27 protein-coding genes are annotated in these 24324 nt (G+C 37.5%); 16 read left to right on the top strand and 11 right to left on the bottom strand.

Annotation, left to right across the window (positions count from 1 at the left end):
- Positions 1–114: 114 nt before the first annotated feature.
- Positions 115–498, top strand: a complete 384-nt coding sequence (locus CKJ95_RS21810) for a kinase-associated lipoprotein B (RefSeq protein WP_099355575.1) — start codon at positions 115–117, stop codon at positions 496–498.
- Positions 499–676: 178 nt separating this feature from the next.
- On the opposite strand, the gene CKJ95_RS21805 is transcribed toward CKJ95_RS21810, so the two are convergent.
- Together CKJ95_RS21805 and kapD are read right to left on the bottom strand one after the other, a co-directional pair.
- A complete protein-coding gene (locus CKJ95_RS21805) occupies positions 677–2005 on the bottom strand; it encodes a C40 family peptidase (RefSeq protein ID WP_099355574.1) in 1329 nt (442 codons plus the stop codon).
- Between the two features lie 132 nt (positions 2006–2137).
- Positions 2138–2761 carry a 3'-5' exonuclease KapD gene (gene kapD, locus CKJ95_RS21800; protein WP_099355573.1) on the bottom strand — a complete coding sequence of 208 codons (624 nt, stop codon included), beginning with the start codon at positions 2759–2761 and terminating at the stop codon, positions 2138–2140.
- Positions 2762–3214: 453 nt separating this feature from the next.
- Between kapD and CKJ95_RS21795 the strand changes: the two genes are divergently transcribed.
- Both CKJ95_RS21795 and CKJ95_RS21790 read left to right on the top strand, forming a co-directional pair.
- Positions 3215–4396, top strand: coding sequence for an MFS transporter (locus CKJ95_RS21795; protein ID WP_099355600.1), 1182 nt, complete (start codon positions 3215–3217; stop codon positions 4394–4396).
- Between the two features lie 67 nt (positions 4397–4463).
- A complete protein-coding gene (locus CKJ95_RS21790; protein ID WP_099355572.1) occupies positions 4464–6332 on the top strand; it encodes a transglycosylase domain-containing protein in 1869 nt (622 codons plus the stop codon).
- 13 nt (positions 6333–6345) lie between these two features.
- Here the strand turns inward: CKJ95_RS21790 and CKJ95_RS21785 are convergent, their stop codons facing one another.
- Positions 6346–6903, bottom strand: coding sequence for a DUF5366 family protein (locus CKJ95_RS21785; RefSeq protein ID WP_099355571.1), 558 nt, complete (start codon positions 6901–6903; stop codon positions 6346–6348).
- Positions 6904–7019: 116 nt separating this feature from the next.
- Here CKJ95_RS21785 and CKJ95_RS21780 point away from each other — a divergent pair, with 116 nt between their 5' ends.
- Complete coding sequence (locus CKJ95_RS21780) at positions 7020–7589, top strand: hypothetical protein (protein WP_099355570.1); 570 nt, start codon at positions 7020–7022, stop codon at positions 7587–7589.
- Positions 7590–7618: 29 nt separating this feature from the next.
- Here CKJ95_RS21780 and CKJ95_RS21775 read toward each other — a convergent pair whose 3' ends face one another.
- Positions 7619–7843, bottom strand: a complete 225-nt coding sequence (locus CKJ95_RS21775; RefSeq protein ID WP_099355569.1) for a hypothetical protein — start codon at positions 7841–7843, stop codon at positions 7619–7621.
- Positions 7844–8051: 208 nt separating this feature from the next.
- On the opposite strand from CKJ95_RS21775, the gene CKJ95_RS21770 reads away from it, so the two are divergent.
- Genes CKJ95_RS21770 through mnhG form a run of 7 tightly spaced genes read left to right on the top strand, consistent with a single transcriptional unit; the run spans position 8052 to position 13816 of the window.
- Entirely contained in the window at positions 8052–10457 is a 2406-nt protein-coding gene (locus CKJ95_RS21770; RefSeq protein WP_099355568.1) for a Na+/H+ antiporter subunit A, read from the top strand.
- On the top strand, positions 10454–10876 hold the full coding sequence (locus CKJ95_RS21765; RefSeq protein ID WP_099355567.1) for a Na(+)/H(+) antiporter subunit B: 423 nt from the start codon (positions 10454–10456) through the stop codon (positions 10874–10876). Before CKJ95_RS21770 ends, CKJ95_RS21765 begins: the two co-directional genes overlap by 4 nt.
- Positions 10877–10879: 3 nt before the next feature.
- Positions 10880–11221 carry a Na(+)/H(+) antiporter subunit C gene (locus CKJ95_RS21760; RefSeq protein ID WP_099355566.1) on the top strand — a complete coding sequence of 114 codons (342 nt, stop codon included), beginning with the start codon at positions 10880–10882 and terminating at the stop codon, positions 11219–11221.
- Positions 11214–12695, top strand: coding sequence for a Na+/H+ antiporter subunit D (locus CKJ95_RS21755; protein ID WP_099355565.1), 1482 nt, complete (start codon positions 11214–11216; stop codon positions 12693–12695). Before CKJ95_RS21760 ends, CKJ95_RS21755 begins: the two co-directional genes overlap by 8 nt.
- A gap of 5 nt (positions 12696–12700) precedes the next feature.
- Positions 12701–13177 carry a Na+/H+ antiporter subunit E gene (locus tag CKJ95_RS21750; protein WP_099355564.1) on the top strand — a complete coding sequence of 159 codons (477 nt, stop codon included), beginning with the start codon at positions 12701–12703 and terminating at the stop codon, positions 13175–13177.
- Positions 13177–13461 carry a Na(+)/H(+) antiporter subunit F1 gene (locus CKJ95_RS21745; RefSeq protein ID WP_099355563.1) on the top strand — a complete coding sequence of 95 codons (285 nt, stop codon included), beginning with the start codon at positions 13177–13179 and terminating at the stop codon, positions 13459–13461. Before CKJ95_RS21750 ends, CKJ95_RS21745 begins: the two co-directional genes overlap by 1 nt.
- On the top strand, positions 13445–13816 hold the full coding sequence (mnhG, locus tag CKJ95_RS21740; protein ID WP_099355562.1) for a monovalent cation/H(+) antiporter subunit G: 372 nt from the start codon (positions 13445–13447) through the stop codon (positions 13814–13816). Before CKJ95_RS21745 ends, mnhG begins: the two co-directional genes overlap by 17 nt.
- Positions 13817–13856: 40 nt before the next feature.
- Here the strand turns inward: mnhG and CKJ95_RS21735 are convergent, their stop codons facing one another.
- From CKJ95_RS21735 to CKJ95_RS21725, 3 genes are read right to left on the bottom strand one after another with little or no spacing between them, the layout of a single operon-like run.
- The gene (locus CKJ95_RS21735) at positions 13857–14240 is read right to left on the bottom strand and encodes a hotdog fold thioesterase (RefSeq protein ID WP_099355561.1); all 384 of its coding nucleotides are present in this window, start codon (positions 14238–14240) and stop codon (positions 13857–13859) included.
- A 21-nt stretch (positions 14241–14261) separates the two neighbouring features.
- Positions 14262–15323 carry a PQQ-dependent sugar dehydrogenase gene (locus CKJ95_RS21730; protein WP_099355560.1) on the bottom strand — a complete coding sequence of 354 codons (1062 nt, stop codon included), beginning with the start codon at positions 15321–15323 and terminating at the stop codon, positions 14262–14264.
- A 15-nt stretch (positions 15324–15338) separates the two neighbouring features.
- Positions 15339–15941: a DedA family protein gene (locus CKJ95_RS21725; RefSeq protein WP_099355559.1), complete on the bottom strand. Its 603-nt coding sequence runs from the start codon at positions 15939–15941 to the stop codon at positions 15339–15341.
- Positions 15942–16056: 115 nt separating this feature from the next.
- Here CKJ95_RS21725 and CKJ95_RS21720 point away from each other — a divergent pair, with 115 nt between their 5' ends.
- The 3 genes from CKJ95_RS21720 to CKJ95_RS23620 all read left to right on the top strand — a co-directional run bounded on the left by CKJ95_RS21720 (position 16057) and on the right by CKJ95_RS23620 (position 17701).
- Positions 16057–16911 carry an SDR family oxidoreductase gene (locus CKJ95_RS21720; protein ID WP_099355558.1) on the top strand — a complete coding sequence of 285 codons (855 nt, stop codon included), beginning with the start codon at positions 16057–16059 and terminating at the stop codon, positions 16909–16911.
- An 81-nt stretch (positions 16912–16992) separates the two neighbouring features.
- Entirely contained in the window at positions 16993–17424 is a 432-nt protein-coding gene (locus tag CKJ95_RS21715; protein WP_099355557.1) for a hypothetical protein, read from the top strand.
- 115 nt (positions 17425–17539) lie between these two features.
- A complete protein-coding gene (locus tag CKJ95_RS23620) occupies positions 17540–17701 on the top strand; it encodes a hypothetical protein (RefSeq protein ID WP_180271646.1) in 162 nt (53 codons plus the stop codon).
- 146 nt (positions 17702–17847) lie between these two features.
- On the opposite strand, the gene CKJ95_RS21710 is transcribed toward CKJ95_RS23620, so the two are convergent.
- Both CKJ95_RS21710 and CKJ95_RS21705 read right to left on the bottom strand, forming a co-directional pair.
- A complete protein-coding gene (locus CKJ95_RS21710) occupies positions 17848–18306 on the bottom strand; it encodes a helix-turn-helix transcriptional regulator (RefSeq protein WP_099355556.1) in 459 nt (152 codons plus the stop codon).
- Between the two features lie 109 nt (positions 18307–18415).
- On the bottom strand, positions 18416–19183 hold the full coding sequence (locus CKJ95_RS21705; RefSeq protein WP_099355555.1) for a sulfite exporter TauE/SafE family protein: 768 nt from the start codon (positions 19181–19183) through the stop codon (positions 18416–18418).
- A gap of 269 nt (positions 19184–19452) precedes the next feature.
- Between CKJ95_RS21705 and CKJ95_RS21700 the strand changes: the two genes are divergently transcribed.
- Entirely contained in the window at positions 19453–20067 is a 615-nt protein-coding gene (locus CKJ95_RS21700; protein WP_099355554.1) for a biotin transporter BioY, read from the top strand.
- 37 nt (positions 20068–20104) lie between these two features.
- Here CKJ95_RS21700 and CKJ95_RS21695 read toward each other — a convergent pair whose 3' ends face one another.
- Together CKJ95_RS21695 and CKJ95_RS21690 are read right to left on the bottom strand one after the other, a co-directional pair.
- The gene (locus tag CKJ95_RS21695) at positions 20105–21448 is read right to left on the bottom strand and encodes a Na+/H+ antiporter family protein (protein ID WP_099355553.1); all 1344 of its coding nucleotides are present in this window, start codon (positions 21446–21448) and stop codon (positions 20105–20107) included.
- Between the two features lie 645 nt (positions 21449–22093).
- Complete coding sequence (locus tag CKJ95_RS21690) at positions 22094–23599, bottom strand: leucyl aminopeptidase (RefSeq protein WP_099355552.1); 1506 nt, start codon at positions 23597–23599, stop codon at positions 22094–22096.
- 218 nt (positions 23600–23817) lie between these two features.
- On the opposite strand from CKJ95_RS21690, the gene CKJ95_RS21685 reads away from it, so the two are divergent.
- On the top strand, positions 23818–24288 hold the full coding sequence (locus CKJ95_RS21685; protein ID WP_099355551.1) for a divergent PAP2 family protein: 471 nt from the start codon (positions 23818–23820) through the stop codon (positions 24286–24288).
- The last annotated feature ends 36 nt before the right edge of the window (positions 24289–24324 follow it).

The raw sequence follows: 24324 nt of genomic DNA, 5'->3' as shown, positions 1-24324 counted from the left end.
ATAATGATAGCTTTTTACATTATAACACAAACCTAAGACGTGTTATAAGATGCTTGTTCGAATGACGTCGGTTATAATGGAAAGAGTTAGAAATTTGCAGAAGGAGTGATTTGAATGTCTGATGAATTTAAAGTTGGTGACATTGTAACTGGAATTTATAAGACTGGAAAATATATTGGAGAAATTACAGCAATCAAGCCTGAGCATTATCTTGTGAAGGTAAAGGCTGTCTTAAAGCATCCAATGCAAGGGGATATTCATTCACCGAAGGATGTTAATGTTCCACTTTTTCAAGAACGGAGAGCACTTGCTTTTAACGAGCAGACAAATGTTCCGAAAAAGATGGTACGCCATTACAAAGAGGAAGTTCCAGAATATAAAATCTCTTTAAGAGAAGCAGTGGATAAAACGAAGAATGATTTAGAAGCTGAAGGGACAGAGTGGGCACTGCGCAGTCTTGAAAACATGAACGTGTTGGAGAAAGATTATTTTAAATAGGCCTCTGAGTCGAATTTTAGGCTAATGACCATAAAATTTATTTATTGGCCGTAAATTTATTTTATTGGCCATAAATTTATTTTATCGGCCGTATTTTTACCTTATCGGCCATAAATCACAATATTGGCCGAAAACTTAGAAAACCTACGGATTAAGTAGTTCCGTAGGTTTTTCTTTTTTAGTAAACCCGCTTGGCCCCTACATAGTATTTGGACCAATACGTATTATCCATCGATACAACGTCTATTCCCTTTGAAGATGTGGCGGAAATAAACTTGTTATTCCCTACATAAAAGCCGACATGGGAGATACGGCCTGTATCATTGACCGCAAAAAACACGAGGTCACCCTGCTGTAAATTTGCTTTTGAGACAGACGTCCCCATTGTAAAATAGCCTGCTGATGTGGTTCTTGGGATGTCAATTCCATGACGCGCATGCATAAAGGAAACGAATCCAGAACAATCAAATCCAGCTGTTGTCGTTCCTCCCCACAGGTACGGAATTCCTACAAAATTATACGAGTCATTCACTAAATCTTGAAGCACCTGCTCTCGGTTTTGGGATCCTTGTTCAGCTTGAGCAGTTCCACTCACTTTTAAAACTTGTCCAATTGAAAGGGTATTTGTTGTCAGATTATTGATGTTTTTAAGCTCCGTCACACTCATATTATAAGTTCGGGCAATTCCAAATAAGGTATCTCCTGCTTTTACGGTATATGTAGCACTTGCTACATTTTGCTGTGGGGTTGTCGTTGTATTTCCAAGTTGTAATGTTTGACCCACATAGAGCATCGATGATGTTAGGTTATTATTTTTCATGATTTGGTCAACCGTTGTGTTGGCTCGCTGGGCTATCGAATATAATGAATCGCCAGGTTGAACCGTATATGTGTTGTCTTGTATTTGAGTAGTCTGTGGTGCAGTACCGATTACTTGTAGGGTTTGTCCCACATGGATGGTGTTTGAAGTTAGATTATTTAATTGCTTTAGTTGATCAACACTCATGTTATAAGAATTAGCAATGGAGTATAGTGTGTCACCACGGGTTACCGTATATGTTGCTGTCGTTTGTGGAGGTTTGACCTCACTAATCACAAGCGTTTGTCCAGGGTAGATCATATCACCGGTTAAATGGTTTAGTTGTTTAACTTGGGACACGGTTAGATTATATTGTTTTGCTATCCCATATAGTGTTTCACCGTTTGCAACCGTGTGTGTTTTTTGGGTTTGGGTACTTGCTTGGTTATTGCTTGCTGCCTCTACTTTAGAGGAATGGTGTCCTCCCACTAAAGTAATCGTTGCAATTACCATTGTCCCCATCATGACTTTCACGATATTCGGATTTAGGGTAGGGACTTTTTCATTGAGATACATTCTAATGCTTTCATTTAGATGAAGCTTTTTGCCTTGTTCCGGTGTACCGATTTCACTTGAAAACTCCTCTAGCTGGGGATCTATATATAAACATACAGTTTTTGGATTTTCTATTTTATGGCCAATAAACATAAGGCATCCCTCCTTTTGAAATTAGGATATCCTAACGGGATGCGATTATTTTTCAAATCAATTGTAAAAATTCGACAGTGCTTTCAAAGCATAAAAATAAAAACCAATTCACCTGATGAGCGAATTGGTTTTTTATAGTGCAAATTTATTTAATACTTTAGAGAAATCGACTCGATCGCCGATAGTTGTTGGCTCTGGTTTCGCTAAATAGCGTTTATCATTTTCAACTAACTTGAATATATTAAAGGTTGTAAGGGCGTCATCAAGGGCACAATGATGTTTGCCTGTCCCTTCTTTGCCATACTCTTGAACCGCCTTCCAAAGACCTGTCTGATTTTGGTCCCCAAAAAAGCGTTTATATTCCATGGACAAGTCCCTTTGCTTTCCTTTAAAAGGAAATGGAATTCCAGCCCGTTGAGAATTATGGCGCAGAACCTTCATATCCATATTTCCCCATGTAATGATGGTGCTAGATGAATGTTTTTCATACCCTGAGAGCTTATTAACCAACTCTTGAAATGTGATACCGTGATCGACTTGCTCTTGAGAAATGTTTAAAAAGGACTTACATCGTTCTGTTAATGTAGGAAATTTTATTGGTTTCACATATGATGAGTATTGTTCGATTATTTTTTGGTTCCTCACGCAAACAAGACCAACTTCAATAATCTCGGGGTAAAATCCTTGTGGGTTGTTTTTTCTTTCTGGCATTGTAAATTCAAAATCAATAAACAAATATTGATGCTGATTATCCACTCCTAAACCTCCTTTGTCATATTAGTCTATTAAAGTTAAATCCTAGCTTTGCAAAAGCACAACTTTCACAAGTGTATGTTACAATCAACGAACATCTTTTTAAATATTATAGCACGGTTTACTGTATTTTTCAGAATATATTTATAATATATATGCTATTTAACCTTAACTATATTCAAACAGGCTTTGAGCCCGCTTGAATATAGTTATAGCCTCCGGCGTATGCCATGATTTTTCAAAGGTAATTTTCGAGCTTAAGATCAAAGACTAAGAACGCCACTTCCTGTGGCAACGTCTTTGTGACCCACATCCTGTGGGCCTAAAAAATCAGGCGCAAATACGCCAAGGCGTAATTGATTAAGTAACAATAATATTCTATAATATTTAGTAAGTCGAAATATTCGAGTTAAGAAGGTGTTTCCGATTCAAACAGCTAAGCGAAATCTTTTAATCATGTGGTTTGCAAATTTCTTTGTTGCTGCAAGTGCTACAATGATAATGCCATTTCTCTCTTTATACATCGAAACATTTGGTGATTACTCAGATAGCTTTGTACAACGGTGGGCTGGATTAGTTTTTGCAGCAACCTTTGTTACGGCTTTTTTTATTTCACCAATTTGGGGACGTTATGGTGATCGAAATGGCTACAAAAAGATTCTTATCATTACAGGTATTGGTATTGCCGTTAGTATTTTTTTAATGGGATATGTGAACTCGGTAAAACAATTATTTTTACTACGACTCTTCATGGGTGCTGTAACAGGTTTTATTCCAACCTCCCTCGCACTCATTTCTGCTCAAACACCTAAAGAAATTGCAGGAAAGACTTTAGGAACACTTCAAATGGGGAATGTATCTGGTGCATTGTTTGGCCCATTATTAGGTGGATTGCTAGCAGATGCAGTCGGTTTTCAATATACCTTTGTTCTCACTGCCATCGTCATTTTAGGGGCCGTTGTCTTAGTTGCTGTTGGTATTAAAGAGGTACGAGCGAATGAAACAAGTACTACTGCCAAAAAATATACACGTAAAGAGGTTCTAATCCATATTCTCAGACATCCGGTTTTATTAACCATTATGCTGATATCGACCCTCATCCAAGTCGCTAATTTTAGTATTCAGCCCTTACTTGCATTATATGTTACGCATTTAACAGACAGTAGTAATATTGTGTTTTTGGCTGGGATGGCATTTTCCGCGACCGGTTTTGGGAATTTATTATTCACGAGACAATGGGGCAAAATTGGGGACCGGATTGGCCATGAAAAAATTTTAACACTTCTTTTGCTTGCTTCTTCAATTATGTTTATACCGCAAGGACTTGTTACCGAGTTATGGCAGCTTGTGGTTTGTCGATTTTTATTTGGAATGGCCGTTGGAGGGCTCATTCCTTGTATGACAGCTTATATCCGTCAGGTCGCACCACTTTCCATGCAAGGCGAAGTTCAAGGCTATAATGTGAGTTTTCGGTTTTTAGGGAATGTGATTGGTCCAATTTCTGGTGGAATTCTTAGTGGTTTTTTCGGAATTTCTACCGTTTTTTTCGTAACAAGTGGTCTCTTTTTAACAGGAGCAATAATCTTATGGCTAAGTGTTGTTCGGCATTCTGAAAAATCAACTCAACAAGCTGCTTAAACAGATGGCGATTGCCATCTCTTTTTTTATATAATAAAAGTATAATATTTTGAAAGAGTGTTAGTTTATGAGAAGACACACAGGGTACATCATCACTTTTTTACTTTTTCTATTGTTTTTGTTTGTACTATTCCAAGTGAATGGGGAATTGAAGGTTGCAAAAAGTTTTCCAGCTGTGCTGGATGAAAAAATCCCTATCGATGAAGTAGTGTTACCTCAAACAAGCTACATAAAGGACAGAACAGGAAATGTAATTTCAGAGATTCACCATAGCGAGAATCGAATCACACTCACTAAGGACGAGATTCCGCAAATTGTGAAGGAATTATTTATTACCATTGAGGATCAGCATTTTTATGAGCATCTAGGCTTTGATATATCCGGAATAAGTAGAGCTGCTCTTGTTAACTTACAAAATGATTCTATCGACCAGGGTGGAAGTACACTTACGCAACAACTAGCAAGAAATCTCTATTTAACCAACGAAAAAACATATAACCGAAAGTTAAGTGAGCTTTTGTATTCGTATCAACTTGAGCGGAACCTTTCAAAAGAAGAAATTATAACATTGTACATAAATGCGATTTATTTTCAAAATGGAGCCTATGGGATCGAAACTGCTTCTCAGCTATATTTTAATCAATCCATCAAAGATGCGTCACTCGCGAAAATTGCCTTTTTATGTGCTATACCAAATAATCCATCTCTTTATAATCCAGTTACGCATTTTTCAAATACAAAAGAAAGACAAGAGCGAATTTTAGACACCTTGGTCGAAGCTGGAAAAATCACAAAAGAGGAATATGAAAAAGCCATACATGAGCCGATTGAACTTGCGGAAAAAGAGAAAATCGTCGACCAGTATCCTGATTATACGACTTATATTTATCAAGAGTTTGAGGAATTGATTGCTGAAAAAGAGGGATATAACAAAAAAATGGATTCAGCAACTTCAAGTGATGAAAAGGAAAAACTGCAGAAAGAATTACATACTAAAGTAAAAGAGATTCTCAAGTCTGGAATCATCATTGAAACAGCATTGAACCCTTCAATACAGGAAGCCGCTATCCATTCAGTGGAACGATATTTACCAAACGCAAACGTTCAAGGTGCTGTTGCAGTTATCGATCATACCAGGAATCAACTTGTCGCCATTGTTGGTGGGAAAAATTACGAAAAGTTTTCCTTTCACAGGGCATACCAAGCTTTCCGTCAACCTGGCTCTGCGATTAAACCATTGCTTGTTTATGCACCTTATTTTGATCAAACAGGTGCCTCTGTCTCACAGACAATTAATGCAAACAATTATTGCAAAAACGGATATTGCCCACGAAATTATGGCGGTGGCCAATATGGAAATGTTAGCTTACAAACGGCTTTTAAGTATTCCTATAATACCCCTGCTGTTCGACTGTTAGAAAGGATTGGGGTTGAAAATGGATTCAATTATTTAGATAAGCTTCATTTTTCGAATGTGGTTAAAGAAGACCACCATTTACCCGCGGCCATTGGCGGTTTTACATACGGGATGTCCCCTTTAGAAATGACAAATGCATTTGCAACATTTGCAAATAATGGTCAATTTATTCAAGCTCGTGGTATTACAAGGGTAACCGATCTGCAAGGAAAGATCCTTTATGAATGGAATGAACAATCTTCAACGGTTTGGAGTCGTTCAGCCAATCAAAAGGTAAAGTCATTACTTGCGGACGTTGTAAAATCTGGAACGGCTAAAGAAGCGAATTTTTCAAGTGGTTATATTGGTGGGAAGACAGGTACCACAAATGATGTAAAAGACCTCTGGTTTGTCGGTTTAACCGAAAAATATACAGCAGGTGTATGGGTTGGTCATGATCAGAACTATAGCATTTACTATATGGAATCACGAAAACCGCAAATATATATATGGAAGGATATTATGAAGGCGAGCCAGTAATTGGCTCGCTTTTTTAGATTGGTAAGCTAGCGATAATACTGTTGTATAACCGAATACATACATAGGTTACGGTCATAAAAAACGTGAACCAACTTAGTGTATGAAAAAAGACTAATCCTATTAATCCACCGAAGGTTAATGTGTCTTGAATCTTATAAACGAAAAAAATAAAATATCCAAGAGTTGCGAGTAACAGGACAATGACGATGCCATAAAAGGACTGGACAAAAGCAAGTGAAACCGTCCCTCCAACAAGATAGAAGATGGAACCGACTCGTATTTTCGGCAAGCTTTCTCCATTACTGTCCCTTGTGAAAAACAAAAGGGAAAGTTCAAGTAACGTGTTAGAGATTAATTTTAATGCTGCAAATACCATGAAATAAATCAAGAAAAACACAAAAAAGATGGCAAAATTAATCCACGTTGGTGAGAAAAACTCCTGCATTCCACGATAAATACCAATTTGTTTAAGTAGCTCTAATGTTTTCAATTCAGTCAAAATCGCAAACGAGACACTAAAAAGGATAATAGAAATAAGCGGAAAGTAACTTGTAAAATATGTATTCTTCATTTTCAATTCCTCATATTAATACTTCACTGTGTTGTTCTTTTCGATTTTAGTGGTAAATCTCTTTTTTGTAAATACATATAGAGTAAGGACTACTATTATGGGAAAAGAGGGGTTAGATGAAAAAAGGGTTATTATTTTTGATGCTTGTCTGCTGTTTTGCTTTTTTCACCTTCTTGAGTACGTCAGGTGCATCTGGGGAATCCGATTTCACAAAAGCGGTTAATGAGAAATTGAAGGAAGTTAATTATTATGCGGAAGGTTCTGCTGAAGTGGTTAATACCATTACAAAAGAAGCAGAAATTACAAAAGTTATCACGGCGGATGATCCAAGTACAGAGAAAAATGAAGAAGAAATTGACACGTATACAGCAAATGTAGTTGTCGGACACGTAGAATATAAATTAAAACGCGATAGCATTTTTTATATTCAAAAACATGAATTCCTTTATTACGATGTAGATAATAAAGAATTTCTAATGCTCTCAAATTTCCCAGATGATCATGAAATTGCTGCCCTATACGATAATTATATGGAGGCTGATTATAAAGCTGGTATTACATTAACGTCTAATTTATTATTTAGTTTATTTATTCTCATGGCTCTTCTTGGATGTCCCATTCTAATTATGATGTTCCATAATAAAGCTATTCCGGTTCCAATGGTAAGAAATAATAGTGTGATTTAGGATGAGATACTTTTTGTCTCATCCTTTTTTTATTTTCGATGTTCGATCCGAATATATTCACGTGGTTTAAATTTTGGGTAGACCGTTGTTTCCTCTGTTTGGGTAGAATCAATTGTTTGTATTTGAAATTGTTGTTGGTTATCGACTTGTTCTTCTACGATATATTCTCTCTTCGTTTGGTCATGAATCACCCACGCTATTGTAAACAAGAAGGCAAAAATCGCAATTGCCACAATTCCTTTTTTTACATTCACAAAACTCACCTCTTGCTACTAGCATTCATTTCAAAAAGCATTTTTATACAATCTATTTTCAAAAAATTTTTTTGTTCATAAGAACACATCTCTTCATATTTAATAACAACTAAAAATCTAGGTAACACTAGAAGTTGCAAGGCATGCAAGTTCGTAATAATTGTTATATACTTTTAAGAGAAATAAAAATGTTTGAGGGGGTACTGTTTTGTCACTTGTACATTGGGCCATATTATCTCCATTTATATTGGCTATCTTTATTCCTTTTTTACGCAAATATTTGCGCGGGATTCATACAGGTTGGTTTGTACTAATTCTGCCTGTACTACTATTTTCTTATTTCTTTCCATTTATGAAGGACACGATGAATGGAAATCCGATAATTCGTACCGCAGAATGGATACCTTCCATTGGTGTAAATTTCACTGCGTACATTGATGGATTAGGACTCTTGTTTGCCTTACTGATTACAGGTATTGGAGCATTGGTTGTTCTCTACTCTATCTACTACTTATCGAAAGAAAAGGAATCCCTACATAACTTTTATGTGTACCTACTCTGTTTTATGGGAGCTATGCTTGGAGTTGTCCTCTCCGATAATGTGATTATGCTTTATACGTTTTGGGAGTTAACTAGTCTATCTTCTTTTCTACTAATTGGATACTGGCATAATCGTGAAAAATCTAGGTATGGTGCACTAAAATCAATGTTAATCACCGTGTTCGGTGGTTTATCCATGTTAGCTGGATTCGTTCTACTATCACTCATGACGAATACATTCAGTATTCGTGAGATGATTGCTCAAGTGGATAGATTACCATCAAATCCACTATTCATTCCGGCAATGCTATTAATTTTATTAGGTGCTTTTACAAAATCAGCTCAATTTCCGTTCCATATTTGGTTACCGGATGCAATGGAAGCACCAACACCTGTTAGTGCGTATCTTCACTCAGCGACAATGGTAAAAGCAGGGATTTATTTAGTTGCACGCTTAAGTCCTATTTTTGCTGGATCAAGTGAATGGTTTTGGATTATCTCAACCTTTGGAATCATTACCTTGTTCTGGGGCTCATTTAGTGCCGTTAAACAAACAGATTTAAAAGGAATCCTTGCATTTTCAACAGTCAGTCAACTTGGGATGATTATGTCCCTATTAGGAATTGGTTCAGCAGCTCTTCATTATGATCATCTTGATACCAATATTTATTTGGCTGCAATAGTCGCAGCTATTTTCCACTTAATTAACCACGCGACATTTAAAGGAAGTTTGTTCATGGTTGTAGGTATTGTCGACCATGAAACAGGTACCCGTGATATTCGCAAGCTTGGTGGATTAATGACCGTGATGCCAATCACCTTCACATTGGCTGTTATTGGCGCCTTTTCAATGGCAGGTCTACCACCATTTAATGGTTTCTTAAGTAAAGAAGCGTTCTTTACAGCAATTGTAAATGCAACGACACTTGATATTTTCAATATGGAAACACTAGGTATTCTTTTCCCTATCATCGGTTGGGTCGCTAGTGTCTTCACGTTCATTTACAGTATGATTCTAGTCTTTAAAACCTTTACTGGAAAAGCTCAGTTTGAAAAGCTGGATAAAAAACCACATGAAGCACCAATTGGGATGTTAATCTCGCCAATTATCTTAGCTTCACTTGTTATCATTTTTGGCTTATTTTCAAACATTCTGGCTCCAAGTTTAATTGAACCAGCTGTGGCATCCATCGTTCCAAGCTTACTCGATGGCGATTCAAACTATCATGTTCATTTTGAATATTTCCACGGATGGAATGCACCGCTCTATATGTCAATTGGAGTTATTGTGTTAGGAACCATTATGTTTCTTTCGCTTGCAAAATGGACAGGCATTTACAATGTCTTTTCCAAGCGTTTAACTTTAAACAATCTTTACGACAATGGAATTATTGGAATGGAGAGGTCAGCATCAAAGATAAATCGCTTCTATATGACTGGAGTTATTCGTGACTATTTAGTTATTATGTTTGCGTTCTTTATCTTAGCAATTGGAAGTGCGCTTATAATCAAAAATGCATTTGCTTTTGATTTAACACATGTTGCGCCAGTTCGACTTTTTGAAGCTGTGCTTGCATTTGTTCTTGTAGGTGGAGTTGCGACGACTGTTTTCGCCAAATCAAGACTTACGGCAATTATCGCATTGGGTGCAGTTGGATATTCAGTTTCGTTATTCTTTGTGCTATTCCGCGCACCTGATTTAGCGTTGACTCAGCTCGTAATTGAAACGGTATCCGTTTCCTTATTCCTTTTGTGTTTCTATCACTTACCAAAGCTACACAAAAAAGAAAAACCAATGCGTTTTCGTCTTACAAACCTACTTATTTCATTAGGGGTTGGAACAATCGTTACTTTGCTTGCGATTTCCGCAAATAGCACAAGATTGATTGATTCTATCTCAAGTTATTTTGTAGAAAATAGTTATAAAAAAGGCGGAGGTACAAATATAGTTAACGTCATATTAGTAGACTTCCGTGGCTTTGATACATTGTTTGAAATCACCGTGCTTGGTATTGCAGCACTCGGTATATTTACAATGATCAAATTACGTTTAACAAGGAGGAAAGAAGGATGAAAACAAATGATTTAATCCTACAAACAGCAACAAAGATAACTGTTTTCATTATTCTTGCCTATTCCTTGAATCTCTTTTTTGCAGGTCATAATACTCCAGGAGGAGGATTTATCGGTGGACTGATTTCTGCTGCAGCAATCGTCCTTCTCCTTTTAGCATTTGATATGAAAACAGTAAAAAAAGCCTTGCCTTTTGACTTTAAAAAGGTAGCGGCTCTTGGGTTATTAATTGCAACTTTAACTGCAATGGGTTCATTCTTATTCGATGTACCCTTCTTATCCCATACTTTTGGTTACTTTGATTTACCAATTTTCGGGAAAACAGAACTTGCCACTGCTGTATTATTTGATACCGGTGTTTATTTAGTTGTTGTAGGAGTAACCATGACCATTATCCAAACAATCGGGGAGGATGAATGATTAATGGAGATTTTAATGGCTATTGTTATCGGTATTTTGTTTACGGCAGCGACATATTTAATGCTTTCAAAAAGTCTTATTCGTGTCATTATTGGGACAGGTTTGCTAAGTCATGGAGCCCATTTATTGATTTTAACGATGGGTGGGTTAAAGCAGGGGGCTGCTCCTATTTTAGTAGAAGGTACGAAGGCTTATGTTGATCCACTTCCACAAGCCCTTATTTTAACAGCGATCGTAATTAGCTTTGGGGTAACATCGTTTATCCTAGTGCTTGCGTATCGCTCCTATCAAGAGCTTGGAACGGATAACATGGATAAATTAAGGGGAAATGATAACGATGAATAATTTTGTAATCCTTCCAATATTGATTCCTCTCATGACGGGAATCATACTTATTTTTGTAAATAAATATACGAAAGCATCAAGAATTATCAGCTTACTCTCAACAATTCTAACTGTCATTGTGTCCTTGAGCCTTGTCAATCAGGTCTATCATAATGGGATTCAAACACTTAACCTCGGTAACTGGGACGCTCCTTTTGGAATTGTACTAGTAGCCGATATGCTTGCTTCATTACTCGTTACAACAGGCAGTATTGTAGTCTTAGCGTGTACGATCTATTCATTCAAGAATATCGGGAAAGAAAGAGAAGCTTTCTTCTACTATGCAGCGGTACAATTCCTAATGGTTGGGGTACTAGGTGCATTTTTAACAGGAGATCTTTTCAACCTATTCGTATTTTTCGAGGTCATGCTAATGGCTTCTTATGTCCTAATTGTTCATGGTGGGACAAAGCCACAATTACGTGAATCAATTAAATACATTTTGGTAAATGTGATTTCATCTGCCCTTTTTGTTATTGCCGTTGCCTATTTATACGCAGTAACAGGAACAGTTAATATGGCAGATTTATCAGCAAAAATTAGTGAACTTGGACAACCAGGTATTGTGACTGTTATCTCAATCCTATTTTTAGTCGTTTTCGGGTTAAAAGGTGCAATCTTCCCGCTATTTTTCTGGTTGCCTGGTTCTTATAATGCTCCACCTACACCGATTACAGCTCTATTTGGGGCTTTATTAACAAAGGTTGGGGTATATTCAATCATCCGTACATTTACGATTATTTTCTATCACGATACAGGTTTTACTCATACCTTAATCGGAATCCTTGCAGGATTTACAATTCTAGTAGGTGTTATTGGGGCTGTTGCTTACTGGGATGTTAAGCAGATTATTATTTACAATATTTTAACTGCAGTAGGTGTTATTTTAGTAGGTGTTGCAACCTTAACACCGACATCACTAACTGGGTCGATTTACTATTTAATTCATGACATGATTATCAAAGCTGCCCTCTTCCTATTAGCAGGGGCGATGATTGTCATAACTGGAACAAGCAATTTGAAGAAAATGGGAGGTTTAATCAACCATCATCCATATTTAGGCTGGATGTTCTTCATTGCAACCATTTCACTTGCAGGTATTCCTCCATTTAGTGGTTTCATCGGCAAACTTCTAATTGTTAAAGGAAGCCTTGCAGCTGAACATTATGCACTGGTTGCGGCAATTTTAATTTCAAGTCTTCTAGTCCTCTATTCGGTAATGAAAATCTTCATTAACGGTTTCTGGGGTGAAGCAAAGCTTAGGAAAGAAGAAGAAAAAGGAACAACAAAAGGACTACTTTTTCCAATCACTCTTCTACTTTCACTCTCAATTGCACTTGGATTTGGTGCTGAATGGTTCTATCCGTATATCTCGCAAGCAGCTCAAGATTTAACGGACCCATCCATCTATGTCCAAGCTGTCTTAAAGGAGTAGATGTTATGTTGTTGCAATTGGTTTTAAATATTTTCATTGCCGTTTCGTGGATGTTTATCTCGAATTCTTATGACTTTGGAGCCTTTTTTGGCGGATATTTGATTGGTCTTTTTCTAATCTTTATTTTACGTCGTTCGTTCTCACACCGGTTTTATCTCCATAATGTGTGGGCAGTGATTAAACTTATCATAATTTTCTTTAGAGAGTTAGTTCTATCAAATTATGCCATTATGAAGGTAGTAGTAAAGCCAAAGCTTGATATCAAACCTGGAATTTTCGCATTGCCGATTCAAGTGGAAAAAGACTGGGAAATCATGGTGCTTTCAAATTTAATTACGCTGACACCCGGTACATTAGTAATGGATATTTCAGATGATAAAAAAATAATCTATGTTCACGCAATGGATTTACAAGATGCGGACGAGGCAATAGATTCTATTAAAAGTACATTTGAAAAAGCAATTATGGAGGTGAGCCGATAATGTTTGAGATTATACTTAATATTTCACTTGTCTGCTTATCGGTTTCAACGATTGCTTATTTATACCGTGTGATTAAGGGTCCTTCGATTTCTGACAAAGTCATTGCACTCGATGCAATAGGAGTCAATTTAGTTGGAATTACCGCGATTATTTCAGTCATTCTGCGCTCAAATTCATTCCTTGAGGTTATTCTTTTGATTGCGATTGTAGCCTTTGTTGGAACAGTAGCCTTTTCGAAGTTCCTTGAGAAAGGAGTCGTAATTGAACATGACCGAGACGCTTAAGATTTTATTTGCAGTCATTATTTTGTTCGGAGCACTTTTAAGCATATTAAGTGCGATTGGAATTCTCCGTTTACCAGATGTGTACACAAGAAACCATGCGGTATCTAAAAGTGGGACATTAGGGGTTCTTTCGATATTACTTGGAACGTTTCTATATTTCTGGCTCATTGAAGGCTATATGAATGCGAGGTTGATTCTGGGATTCGTCTTTCTCTTTATGACATCACCAGTTGCCGGACATTTGATTAGCCGCGCTGCCTATAATACAAAGGTTCCACTTTGGGAAAAAAGCTCCCAAGATGACCTAAAAGACAAGGTGCATCATTCAAAGGAAAAAGAAAAAGTGAGTCAATAAAGGAAAGCGAGGACACTTGAGGTCCTCGCTTTTTTTGGCTTCATTTTTTCATGTTGATAATTGCTGTGGTGCAGCGTGATACGCAGATTAGGTTATCTTCTTCATCCACAATTTTCACATCCCAAACCATTGTTGTTTTTCCTTTATGGAGGGGAGTGCCGATTGCTTTTACGATACCATCCCTTTTTGCACGAATATGGTTTGCATTAATTTCTAGTCCTGCACAACCTTGTGTATCACGATCTACTAAATTGTATGTACCTATACTTGCAACAGTTTCCGCTAACGCAACAGATGCCCCACCATGCAAAACACCAAAAGGCTGGCGTGTTCGTTCATCAACTGGCATAGTCGCTGTCACTCGCTCAGGTGTCACCTCTTCAATTGTAATCCCCAAAACCTTGATTAACGAATTTTCTACCATTCTTCTTCTCCTCTTTCTCGTTTATTTCCGAATTCCTGATAATGGGATTGAAAGAAGTTTGTCATCATCTTCTTTTGGATTCCCGCGTCCGTCTGTGTTATTTGTGATGGTATAAAGGATACTATCTTCTATGTACACATCCCTCATTCGGCTATTGATATCAAGGATCGTGTCAATTCTACCTGACTCTACATCATAACTTCTCACTTTCGATCCCCGTAACGTGGCGATATAAAGCTTGCCATTTGCATAATCGATTCCAGAAGGTGCCCATGTATCCTCGCCAGTGTGATAAATCGGTGTTATCATTCCAGTCTCCGTCTCATCCCCCTCAATAACAGGCCATCCGTAGTTCTTACCCGGCTCTATCAAATTAATCTCATCATGTGCACTTTGTCCATGTTCTGTGCTGTATAATTTTCCTTTTTCATCCCATGCAAGCCCTTGAGGGTTCCGATGTCCATATGAATAGACATAGGAGTTAGGAAAAGGATTGTCATTCGGGATAGAGCCATCTAGGTTCATTCGGAGGATTTTGCCGGCTAGACTTGTTTTGTTTTGGGAATTTTCCGGAAATCCTGCGTCACCTGCTGTAACATAAAGTTTTTGATCTGGGCCAATTTTTATTCGACCCCCATTATGAATTCTTCCACCAGGGATTCCCTCAAGTAATACTGACTCTTCTTTCCAGGTTGAATCGTTTCTTTCGACAAGGATCACGCGATTTAAAATTTCTCCGTCTTCCATATATGTATGATACAGAATTGCCTGATTTGTGTTCTCATAATCAGGTGTAAGCGTAAATCCCAGGAAGCCGCCTTCCCCTTCGTGTACAATTTCTTTTTGAAGGTTTAGCTGCTGTTGCGTTACTTTCCCCGTAGCTTCTTCAATTTCTGACAACCTCCCAACACGTTCTGGGATAAGGAAGGTTCCGTCTGTTTTGGTTATCATCCATGGAATGGTAAGGTTAGTCGCAATAATAGTCGGGTTTGAAACAGTTTCCTTTACAGGTTCATCAAGTGGCTGTTTCTCAGAACAACCAGCTATTATAAATAATACTAGAAATAAAGATAGCTTTTTCATTTTTAGGACATCCTCTCAATGTGAAAGCTTACGGAGTTTTCGCGTCTTTTTTATCTTAACCAATACAAATACTACCAATGCTGCAACAGCTATACCAATAACAATATCGTAATATTTAATAAAACCCTCTATGAACTCTTCCCCTGCAAAATAGCCAACTGAAAAAATGATGGAAACCCATACAAATATAGCTGTGTACAGCGTAGTTGCAAATTTAACAAAGGATAATTTACTAAAACCGAATAAGAACGGAAAGAGAATACGAAAACCTGGTACGAAATAACAAAAAGCCAACGCAAATGTATTGTATTTTTCAATAAGAGATAATCCACGATCAATCTTTTTTCTCATTTTGTTTTGTTTATTTAGGAGAACAACCATCGCATGTCCTGCAAAGCGTCCAAAGATATAACTGGTAGTGACGGCTGTTAGAATGCCTGCATATGTAACTAAAAAAATTCTCCAAGGTACGAAAACATCCTCTGAAGTAAAAAATCCAATTGTTGAAACAATGACCTCATTAGGGATTGGAATGATAAATGCCCCCACCCACAACCATAAATAAAGTCCTATATATCCGTGCTCTTGAATAATTGACACGATTTCATTTATATCCATCTTATCCCTGCCTTATCAGGTTGAAATATTAAATTGTAGATACTCACTTCCTTCTATTATAAGATTAAATGGATAATATTAGAAACCTTTTTAAATGGTTTAAGGAGAGAAAAATGTGAAAAAACCCATTGTGATCATTACCGGTGCTTCAGGTGGATTTGGGCTCTTAAGTTCAATCGAATTTCTGAAAAAAGGCTACTTTGTTGTAGCAACGATGAGAGATTTAGAAAAGAAAAAAAATGTACTACATAAGTTAAATGATTCTACTTTAGAAGAAAATCTTCTGTTTTGTCAATTGGATGTGACGGATGCCAAGTCCTTATATGATTTTAAAGGAACTTTAGATAAGCTAGGGAGAATTGATATCCTATTGAACAACGCCGGATACGCAACAGGCGGGTTTATCGAGGAAATTTCGCTGAATGAATACAAAGCCCAATTTGAAACGAATTTTTTCGGGTTAATCGAAGTTACAAAACTTGTTCTTCCATTTATGAGACACCAAGGTTCGGGAAAGATCATCAATCTTAGCAGTATTAGTGGGCAAATTGGGTTTCCAGGTCTATCTCCTTATGTTGCCTCTAAATTCGCCTTAGAGGGCTGGTGTGAATCATTACAACTAGAAGTAAGACCTTTTGGTATAGACGTTGCCCTAATTGAACCTGGCTCATTCCAAACGAATATTTGGAGCAGTGGAACAAAGATTGCGGAACAATCGATGCAACCCACATCTCCCTATCGTCATATGATGAAGAAAATCGTAGCAAGACTAGAAAAAGGCCAAACTTCATATGAAGACCCGATTATTGTTGCACAGTTCATTGTAAAGCTCGCCCTAAAGGGTTCCTTGTCCAAACTTCGCTACCCTGTGGGAAAAGGAGTAAGAACCTCTATATTTCTTAAGAATGTTCTTCCTTGGAATAGATGGGAAGGAATTGTGTTGAAGATGTTGGGTATTGAATGGAAGTAAAACCGGAAGGCAAGGGTAAAACGCACCTTATCAAAAAATGAACATATATTGTAAGGGAATTTTGATAAGGGAGGTCTAGAGTTGTACTATCATCCATTTATCTATGGGCATCAAGGACCACCAAGGACGGTTTTGTATCCAGGATATTATTCTAACATCACAAGACATTCCGTGTTTCCTGACCCAAGGACGTATTATCCAGCCCCATATTATCGAAAATTACCGGAAGTTGACCCGACGTTATTTAAGGAATCTGCAGAAGAAATGAGAATACTAATGATGGATGCAAGCATAATGCTTGCTAAATTAGCTGATTCAAAAGAATTTGCGAAACAGGTAATGGCTGCTGCACAGGCATCAAATGATAAGGAAGTCAATCGGCTGTTAAAATCAACAGGCATTAAGTCCGAAGTTAAAGCGACCTATAATCCTGATGGTTTAAATCTTCATTTAGAAGCAAGTGTAAGTGGCACTAAATCCAGTCAATTAACAATTGCATTAAGATGGCGGTAAAAATGAATAGACTGCTGTGGAACGAAGGTAAAAAATTGCCTATCGTTCTTTTTTTATTTTAAGAATGAAATTTATTCGGTTTAGGACATGATAAAATACGAGGAGGTCAAAATCAATGAAAGACAGAGATAGAGACATATTTAGACTAACACAAAGCAAAGAAGAACAGCTTGTCAATCAGCTTGATCCAGAGCTTGATCTTCGAAATATAAATTTTGCAACAGGCGAAAATGAATACCTAAATGAACGCTACGATGATTTTTCCATCGAGCATTAATGAATGACATGGAGGAAGTTAAATGGCTAATAAAGAACGACTTAACGAAGAAGCAGCAGTAAACAACAACTTAACTTCATCTACGTATTCGAAGAGTAAAACTGCAAAGAAAAAGAAAAATGGGGCTAAGTAATTTGCCCCGTTTTTTAAATGGATTCAGTTGAAAGTTCTACCAGTCTGTTGTAAGCTTCCTCTTTATCAAACGAAGAATACCATCGAAAATTAGCTTCGTCCAAAATACGATAATGCTGGCTAATCACATTTTGTTGAAGACGAAACTTTCCCCCCCTCTGAAGATCCTTCCACCAAAGCTTACCGCCCAATGTACGTTCCTTAGCCCGGTCAATCCCATTGCGTCCAACGATTTCAATGACATCAACAGGATCTCCACCTAACGTTGTTTGAATAATTTCACTATCTCGAAATAATGCGCAAACTGCGACAACACATGTCCAACCGGCTTGAATTCTTCCTTTTTCAATTTGCACCAACGTCTTCTTGGATATCCCCAAGATTTCTGCCATTTTATCTTGTGTATATCCTTTTTCAATCCGGATAAGCTTCAATTTTTCAGAAAGCAATTTCGTTAATTGTTCTTTATCCATGTTAATCACCTATTTCAAAATTAACGCTATTTTTTTTTAGTACACATAAAAGCCTTAGTGTAATTTTACACTAAGGCAATATAGTTAGCAATTTATTCACATTTTTGATTTAATAAATTAGTTTCAAACCACTTATAAAAATGATGACACCGATAACGGTTTGCAATGGTTTCATAGGAACCTTTGCAGACAAGGAGCTTCCAATAATGACACCTGGAATTGAACCACAAAGTAAATTTGCAACCAACAGAAAATCAACGTTTCCAAAACCTAAGTGAAAAAAACTACTTACCGTGACTAAAATAAACGCATGTGCGATGTCTGTGCCAACTAATTCCGAAGCACGCAATTGATAAAATAGTAGCATAGCAAGGGCAAATAGCGATCCAGAACCAACTGAGGTTAACCCAACTATAAAACCAAGGATGGCACCTAAAAGAATGGTTGCTTTTGCTTTATCTTCAATAGGTTTGATACTATAGGAGCTACTTGTGAAACGAGAACTGAACAAGGTTTTTATTACGGTCGCAACGGCAACCATCATAAGTACATATCCAAGGGCATGCTTCACTATTTCCCCTTGTAAAAGTTTATCTCCTCCAACAAAATGCAAAGTAGTAACAGCTAGGATTGCACTTGGAACACTGCCTATAGCTAAATATTTTACTAGCTTAAAATTAATTGTTTTCTGCCGAAAATGCTGTACAGATCCAAAGAATTTCGTAATTGAGTTATAGACAAAGTCTGTTCCAACTGCAATTAGTGGATTAACACCAATTAAGATTAAGAATGGGGTTAATAATGCCGCTCCACCAACACCTGTTAGTCCGACCAAAAAACCGACAAAAAGGCCCATTAATACAATTCCAATACTCATTTCCGACCGCTCCCAACATTTTCGGATATGGGCATTATATTTAAAGGACATCCCTTTTGACACTTTTTTCTTACATTGGACGGTAAAAAAATTTTCTAAGTATAACAATTAAAGATGATTTGAAGTATCGCATCTACATATATTTTATCAATGTGTTCGCATTCCTATGACTTCACTTTTTATTTGTTAACTTCTTATATTTTCTGTTGACATATACTGAATCTTGTTTTACGATTTTGTTAACTAAAAAACACGGAGGTTAACACATAATGACAGCAATATCAAAACCACGCATTCGTGCAATCGAAATTACATATGTCGGGATGTTTGCAGCGCTTATGGCGATTGGTGCAAATATTACCTCAATGGTACCGTTTTTACAGGTTGCGGCTGTACCATTAACTATGCAAACCTTTTTTGCTGTATTGGCTGGTCTCCTACTCGGAAGTCGATTAGGTGCGATCTCTATGACTGTGTATATGTTAATTGGAATTGCTGGAGCACCTGTTTTTTCAGGATTCGAAGCAGGGCTAGCGCCACTCATCGGAGGTACGGGTGGATTTATTTTATCGTTCATTGCAACAGCTTATTTCGCAGGAAAGATCGTTGAGCATGCTAAGGGAAATCCAACCTTAAAAACGTTCATGATTGCCGCATTTGTTGGTCTTTTTATGAACTATTTCATTGGCACAAACTATATGTACTTTGCTTTAAATTTTTGGTTAGAGGTTAAAATGAGCTATGGAGCAGCTTGGGGTGTGATGGCTTGGTTTATTGTAAAGGACCTTGCTTTTACCATCTTCGCAGCACTTATTTCACCAAGAATTTATCGAGCAGTTACTAGAAATTCATTGAATCCTTCTTCAACAAATCTATCAAAATAAGTGAAATACCCCCACGAACGTTCGTGGGGGTAAATTTTTATAAGATAATCGCTGCAATCCAGCCGAAAATAATAAGTGGAATATTATAGTGTATAAATGTTGGTACACAAGTGTCCCAAATATGATTATGCTGACCATCAACGTTCAATCCAGCGGTTGGACCTAGCGTACTATCTGATGCAGGTGACCCAGCGTCCCCTAGAGCTGCCGCAGTACCAACAAGTGCAATTGTTGCCATTGGGCTAAATCCAACTTCCATACATAATGGAACAAAAATAGTTGCGATGATTGGAATCGTTGAAAATGATGAACCAATACCTAAGGTAATCAAAAGACCTACAATTAACATCATTAACGCAGCAAGTGATAAATTCCCACCGATTAAATCCGCTGATTGTGTAACGAGTGCCTCAACATGCCCTGTTTCTTTAATCACAGATGCAAACCCAGAAGCTGTGATCATAACGAAACCAATGAAAGCCATCATTTTCATACCACTAGTTATGACTTCGTCAGCTTGACTTACTTTCATTGAGCCACTGAAATAAAGAACAGCTATTCCGGCTAATGCTCCAAAAATCATGCCATCCACATCAAATACTTGTGACAGTGTTAACTGTATTCCTAAAGTAACAAGTACAGCAAGTGTTGCGAAGCTAAGGCTCTTTTTCGTATATGTTGTGGTTACATCTGAACCTGACTCATTTGCAATTTCAATCGTTTTATATTGTTTTGGCTTACGGTATGAAAAAAGAACTGCAATAAGTAAACCAACAACCATCCCTGCAGTTGGAATCAACATGGCAATTGGGATATCTCGTTTCGCCACTTCTAATCCACTATCTAGCATATACTGCTGTAGAAGTCCGTGGAAAATCTCACCAAATCCAACTGGTAGCGCAATGTATGGAGCTGTTAAACCGAAAGTAATAACGGTTGCGATAAGTCGACGATCAATTTCGAGTTCATTAAAAACCTTTAATAAAGGTGGTATTAAAATAGGAATAAAAGCAATATGAACAGGTACTAAGTTTTGTGATGAAATAGAAATTGCTAAAATAATTAAAATGATTAGAACCTTGGAATAGGTTTTACGTTTGCTATCCCCTTGCTTCCCTACAAGTTTGATGGCAAGGTCTACCATCGCATCTGGTAATCCTGTTTTTGAAATAGCTACTGCAAAACTACCAAGTAGTGCATAACTTAATGCGACTGTAGCATTTCCACCTAAGCCTTCTGTGAATGTGGACACTGTTGTTGCTATATTTAGACCACCTGTAAGTCCCCCAACAATTGCCCCTACGGCAAGAGCTACAACAACATTTATACGGAATAAGCTTAGAATTAGCATGACAAGAACTGCTATGACAACTGCATTCATGGTGAAAACTCCTTCTAGTATGGTTATTATTTTTAGAATACTTTAGTTTGCTAAATTGGTAGAGAACTAAAACACTAAACTAAAATAACATATGATAGTAGAAATCGTCAATGGTATTTTTTTAGAGAAGTTGGCAGAGATTCTGATGCAATGCGATTTGCTGGGGGTTTGTGATTCCGTACGGGTAACTGAAATAAGCGGACTTGCGATATACATCATATCGTTTCGCGATATATGGATATATCGATTACGCAATTTGCGTTATAGCACATATCGTTTTGCGATACACAGATATACCGATTAAGCCGTTTGCGGTATAGCTTTTATCGTTTTGCGATATAGAGATATACCGATAAAGCCGTTTGCGGTATACCATTTATCGTTTTTCAATCAAGGGATATACCGATTACGCGGCTTGCGGTATAGCACATATCGTTTTGCGATACACGGATATATCGATTACGCGGTTTACTATATACCACATATCGGGTTGCGATACACGGAGATTCCGATATAGCGGCTAGCGATATACCATATATCATTGCGATACACGGACATATTCCCCTATAGCGGTTCGCGATATGTGATTTGGTGATATTTCATTCTATAAAAAAAGCCTACCCGTTAGGTAGACTTCTCAATCATTTATTCTTCTATTTCACCAAAGCGCTCTACTAGGGTTGCGAGTGTACGGACCATTACCCCTGTTGCACCGGCTGGACCTAGATTATGAGCTGAAGTAGTCGTTGCTGTTCCCGCGATATCTAGATGTACCCATGGTGTATCTTCTGCGAATTCACCTATGAACGTGCCTGCAAAAATCGCATGACCATCCCGACCAGGTGAATTATTTAAATCGGCAACCTGGCTTTTTCGAACACGCTTCTTATGATTTTCTGTGATCGGCAGACGCCAAATGGGTTCACCAGCTTCTATGGATGCTTCTAATACCTCTTCGAAAAAGGATTCATTGTTTGTCATTGCACCTGTAATATCATTACCTAAAGCGACAATCACTCCACCTGTTAATGTCGCAACATCTACTAAATAAGAGGCTCCATGAAACTTCGCATAGGTAATACCGTCTGCTAATGCAAGTCGACCTTCTGCATCCGTGTTTAATATTTCAATCGTTTTACCATTCATAGAGGTAACTACATCATCAGGCTTGAATGCGTCACCGCTAATCATATTATCTGTTGATGGGATAACAGCGACAACATTCTTTTCTGGTCTTAGTTCACCGATGATCTCCATGGCTCCTAAAACTGCAGCTGCTCCACCCATATCTGATTTCATGCCTACTATACCATCTTTTGGCTTGATGGAGTATCCACCTGTATCAAAGGTAATTCCTTTTCCAACTAGTGCAATGACATCTTCCCAGTTCTCTTTCCCTTGATATTTAAGGACGATCATTTTAGGAGGCTCTACAGAACCTTTATTCACCGCTAAGAGGGCGCCCATTCCCAGCTTTTCCATATCCTCTTTTTCTAGTATTTCCACTTCGAATCCGTATTTCTTTCCCAGTTCTGCTGCATAATTTGCTAAATCGGTAGCTGTTAACATATTTCCTGGTAAATTCACAAGGGTTCTGGCAGAGTTTGTTCCTTGTCCATACGCATATCCGACAGTCAAACTAGCTTGGATTTCTTCTGCATCGCCACTAGAATAAACAACGACTTCTTCAATTTTCTTTTCTGGTGCATTTGGCTTTTGCTTGTAATCTGCAAATTTATATGTAGACAATGCAAGGGCTTCTCCAAACGCATGGGCAACATCTAATGCATCTAATTCCTCAGTTACAAAGGAATCTAACCCTACTGCAAAGCTTTCAACCTTGGCTTCAGAGATTGTTTTAACAGCTTTCCCGAACGCCTCTCTGAGAGATTCAAGTGTTTGCTTTTCTTCTTTTCCAAGACCTAAAAAATAAACTCTTTTTATTGGTGCCTTCCCTAATGTATGTACTTTTGAAACTTTATTTTGTTCAGCCCGGATATCGCCTTCTTTTAACAGTTCTGTAATTTGTCCATCTAATAATAAATCTAATTCTTTTGCAAGACCTGATGTTTTTTGATTTTTTGAAAAAAGACCTATTAGTAATGCTTCATGTGCTTCTATTACTTGGACTTCATTTTTAACGTTAAACATTGTTACACCTCCAATATATTTTACCTTTTTATTATAAACTTCGAGGCACTAAATTTCATCCTCCAACCATCTGTGAATATTTCATTTTGCAGGCGCAACCAAATTCTTTTATAATGATAAAAGTAACTCTGTTTTACATGAGATAACGATCTGAAAAATTTTTGAACATATAAACAAAATATAGAAAAAATGGATGTTAACGAGAGGAAGTAGTTTACATGGAGCTTTTTACGAATTTCCCCCTCTGGGCCGCACTTGCTGCAATAGGATTTGCACAATTTGTTAAAGTCCCACTACATTTTTTTGTAACAAGAAAAGTTGATTGGTCGTTGGTTACGAGTACAGGTGGGATGCCCAGCTCCCATTCAGCAGCCGTAACTGCCTTAACTACTGGTATTGCCCTAGAACAAGGCGTAGATTCCCCTTTCTTCGCTATATCAACTGTGTTTGCTGTCATTGTTATGTTCGATGCTTCTGGCGTCCGTAGACATGCTGGTGAACAGGCGACAGTTCTCAATCAGCTTGTTGCGGATTTTCAAAAGTTTGCAGAGGATGCAAAACTATGGCCAAAGCTTGATGAAGATAGTAAGAGAAAGGAATTAAAGGAATTATTAGGTCATAAACCTATCGAGGTATTTTTTGGCGGATTAACTGGGATCTTATTAACTTTATTACTTCATATCCTTTAAAAAACAAAATGGGGGTTGTCCGAAAAGTCATTGAAA

It is taken from the genome of Fredinandcohnia onubensis, assembly GCF_002734285.1.
Lineage (GTDB): Bacteria > Bacillota > Bacilli > Bacillales > Bacillaceae_L > Ferdinandcohnia > Ferdinandcohnia onubensis_A.
Note: the sequence above shows the minus strand (reverse complement) of the source record. Positions and strands in the feature narration are given on the sequence as shown.

Coding starts and splice junctions, on each gene's coding strand:
- CKJ95_RS21795 (WP_099355600.1), top strand. CDS start 3,215: ATGTGGTTTGCAAATTTCTTTGTTGCTGCAAGTGCTACAATGATAATG.
- CKJ95_RS21705 (WP_099355555.1), bottom strand. CDS start 19,183: ATGAGTATTGGAATTGTATTAATGGGCCTTTTTGTCGGTTTTTTGGTC.
- CKJ95_RS21735 (WP_099355561.1), bottom strand. CDS start 14,240: ATGGTAGAAAATTCGTTAATCAAGGTTTTGGGGATTACAATTGAAGAG.
- CKJ95_RS21745 (WP_099355563.1), top strand. CDS start 13,177: ATGTTTGAGATTATACTTAATATTTCACTTGTCTGCTTATCGGTTTCA.
- CKJ95_RS21695 (WP_099355553.1), bottom strand. CDS start 21,448: ATGAATGCAGTTGTCATAGCAGTTCTTGTCATGCTAATTCTAAGCTTA.
- CKJ95_RS21760 (WP_099355566.1), top strand. CDS start 10,880: ATGGAGATTTTAATGGCTATTGTTATCGGTATTTTGTTTACGGCAGCG.
- CKJ95_RS21765 (WP_099355567.1), top strand. CDS start 10,454: ATGAAAACAAATGATTTAATCCTACAAACAGCAACAAAGATAACTGTT.
- CKJ95_RS21700 (WP_099355554.1), top strand. CDS start 19,453: ATGACAGCAATATCAAAACCACGCATTCGTGCAATCGAAATTACATAT.
- CKJ95_RS21685 (WP_099355551.1), top strand. CDS start 23,818: ATGGAGCTTTTTACGAATTTCCCCCTCTGGGCCGCACTTGCTGCAATA.
- CKJ95_RS21690 (WP_099355552.1), bottom strand. CDS start 23,599: ATGTTTAACGTTAAAAATGAAGTCCAAGTAATAGAAGCACATGAAGCA.
- CKJ95_RS21780 (WP_099355570.1), top strand. CDS start 7,020: ATGAAAAAAGGGTTATTATTTTTGATGCTTGTCTGCTGTTTTGCTTTT.
- CKJ95_RS21710 (WP_099355556.1), bottom strand. CDS start 18,306: ATGGATAAAGAACAATTAACGAAATTGCTTTCTGAAAAATTGAAGCTT.
- CKJ95_RS21805 (WP_099355574.1), bottom strand. CDS start 2,005: ATGTTTATTGGCCATAAAATAGAAAATCCAAAAACTGTATGTTTATAT.
- CKJ95_RS21730 (WP_099355560.1), bottom strand. CDS start 15,323: ATGAAAAAGCTATCTTTATTTCTAGTATTATTTATAATAGCTGGTTGT.
- CKJ95_RS21755 (WP_099355565.1), top strand. CDS start 11,214: ATGAATAATTTTGTAATCCTTCCAATATTGATTCCTCTCATGACGGGA.
- CKJ95_RS21810 (WP_099355575.1), top strand. CDS start 115: ATGTCTGATGAATTTAAAGTTGGTGACATTGTAACTGGAATTTATAAG.
- CKJ95_RS21790 (WP_099355572.1), top strand. CDS start 4,464: ATGAGAAGACACACAGGGTACATCATCACTTTTTTACTTTTTCTATTG.
- CKJ95_RS21750 (WP_099355564.1), top strand. CDS start 12,701: ATGTTGTTGCAATTGGTTTTAAATATTTTCATTGCCGTTTCGTGGATG.
- CKJ95_RS21725 (WP_099355559.1), bottom strand. CDS start 15,941: ATGGATATAAATGAAATCGTGTCAATTATTCAAGAGCACGGATATATA.
- CKJ95_RS23620 (WP_180271646.1), top strand. CDS start 17,540: ATGAAAGACAGAGATAGAGACATATTTAGACTAACACAAAGCAAAGAA.
- mnhG (WP_099355562.1), top strand. CDS start 13,445: ATGACCGAGACGCTTAAGATTTTATTTGCAGTCATTATTTTGTTCGGA.
- CKJ95_RS21785 (WP_099355571.1), bottom strand. CDS start 6,903: ATGAAGAATACATATTTTACAAGTTACTTTCCGCTTATTTCTATTATC.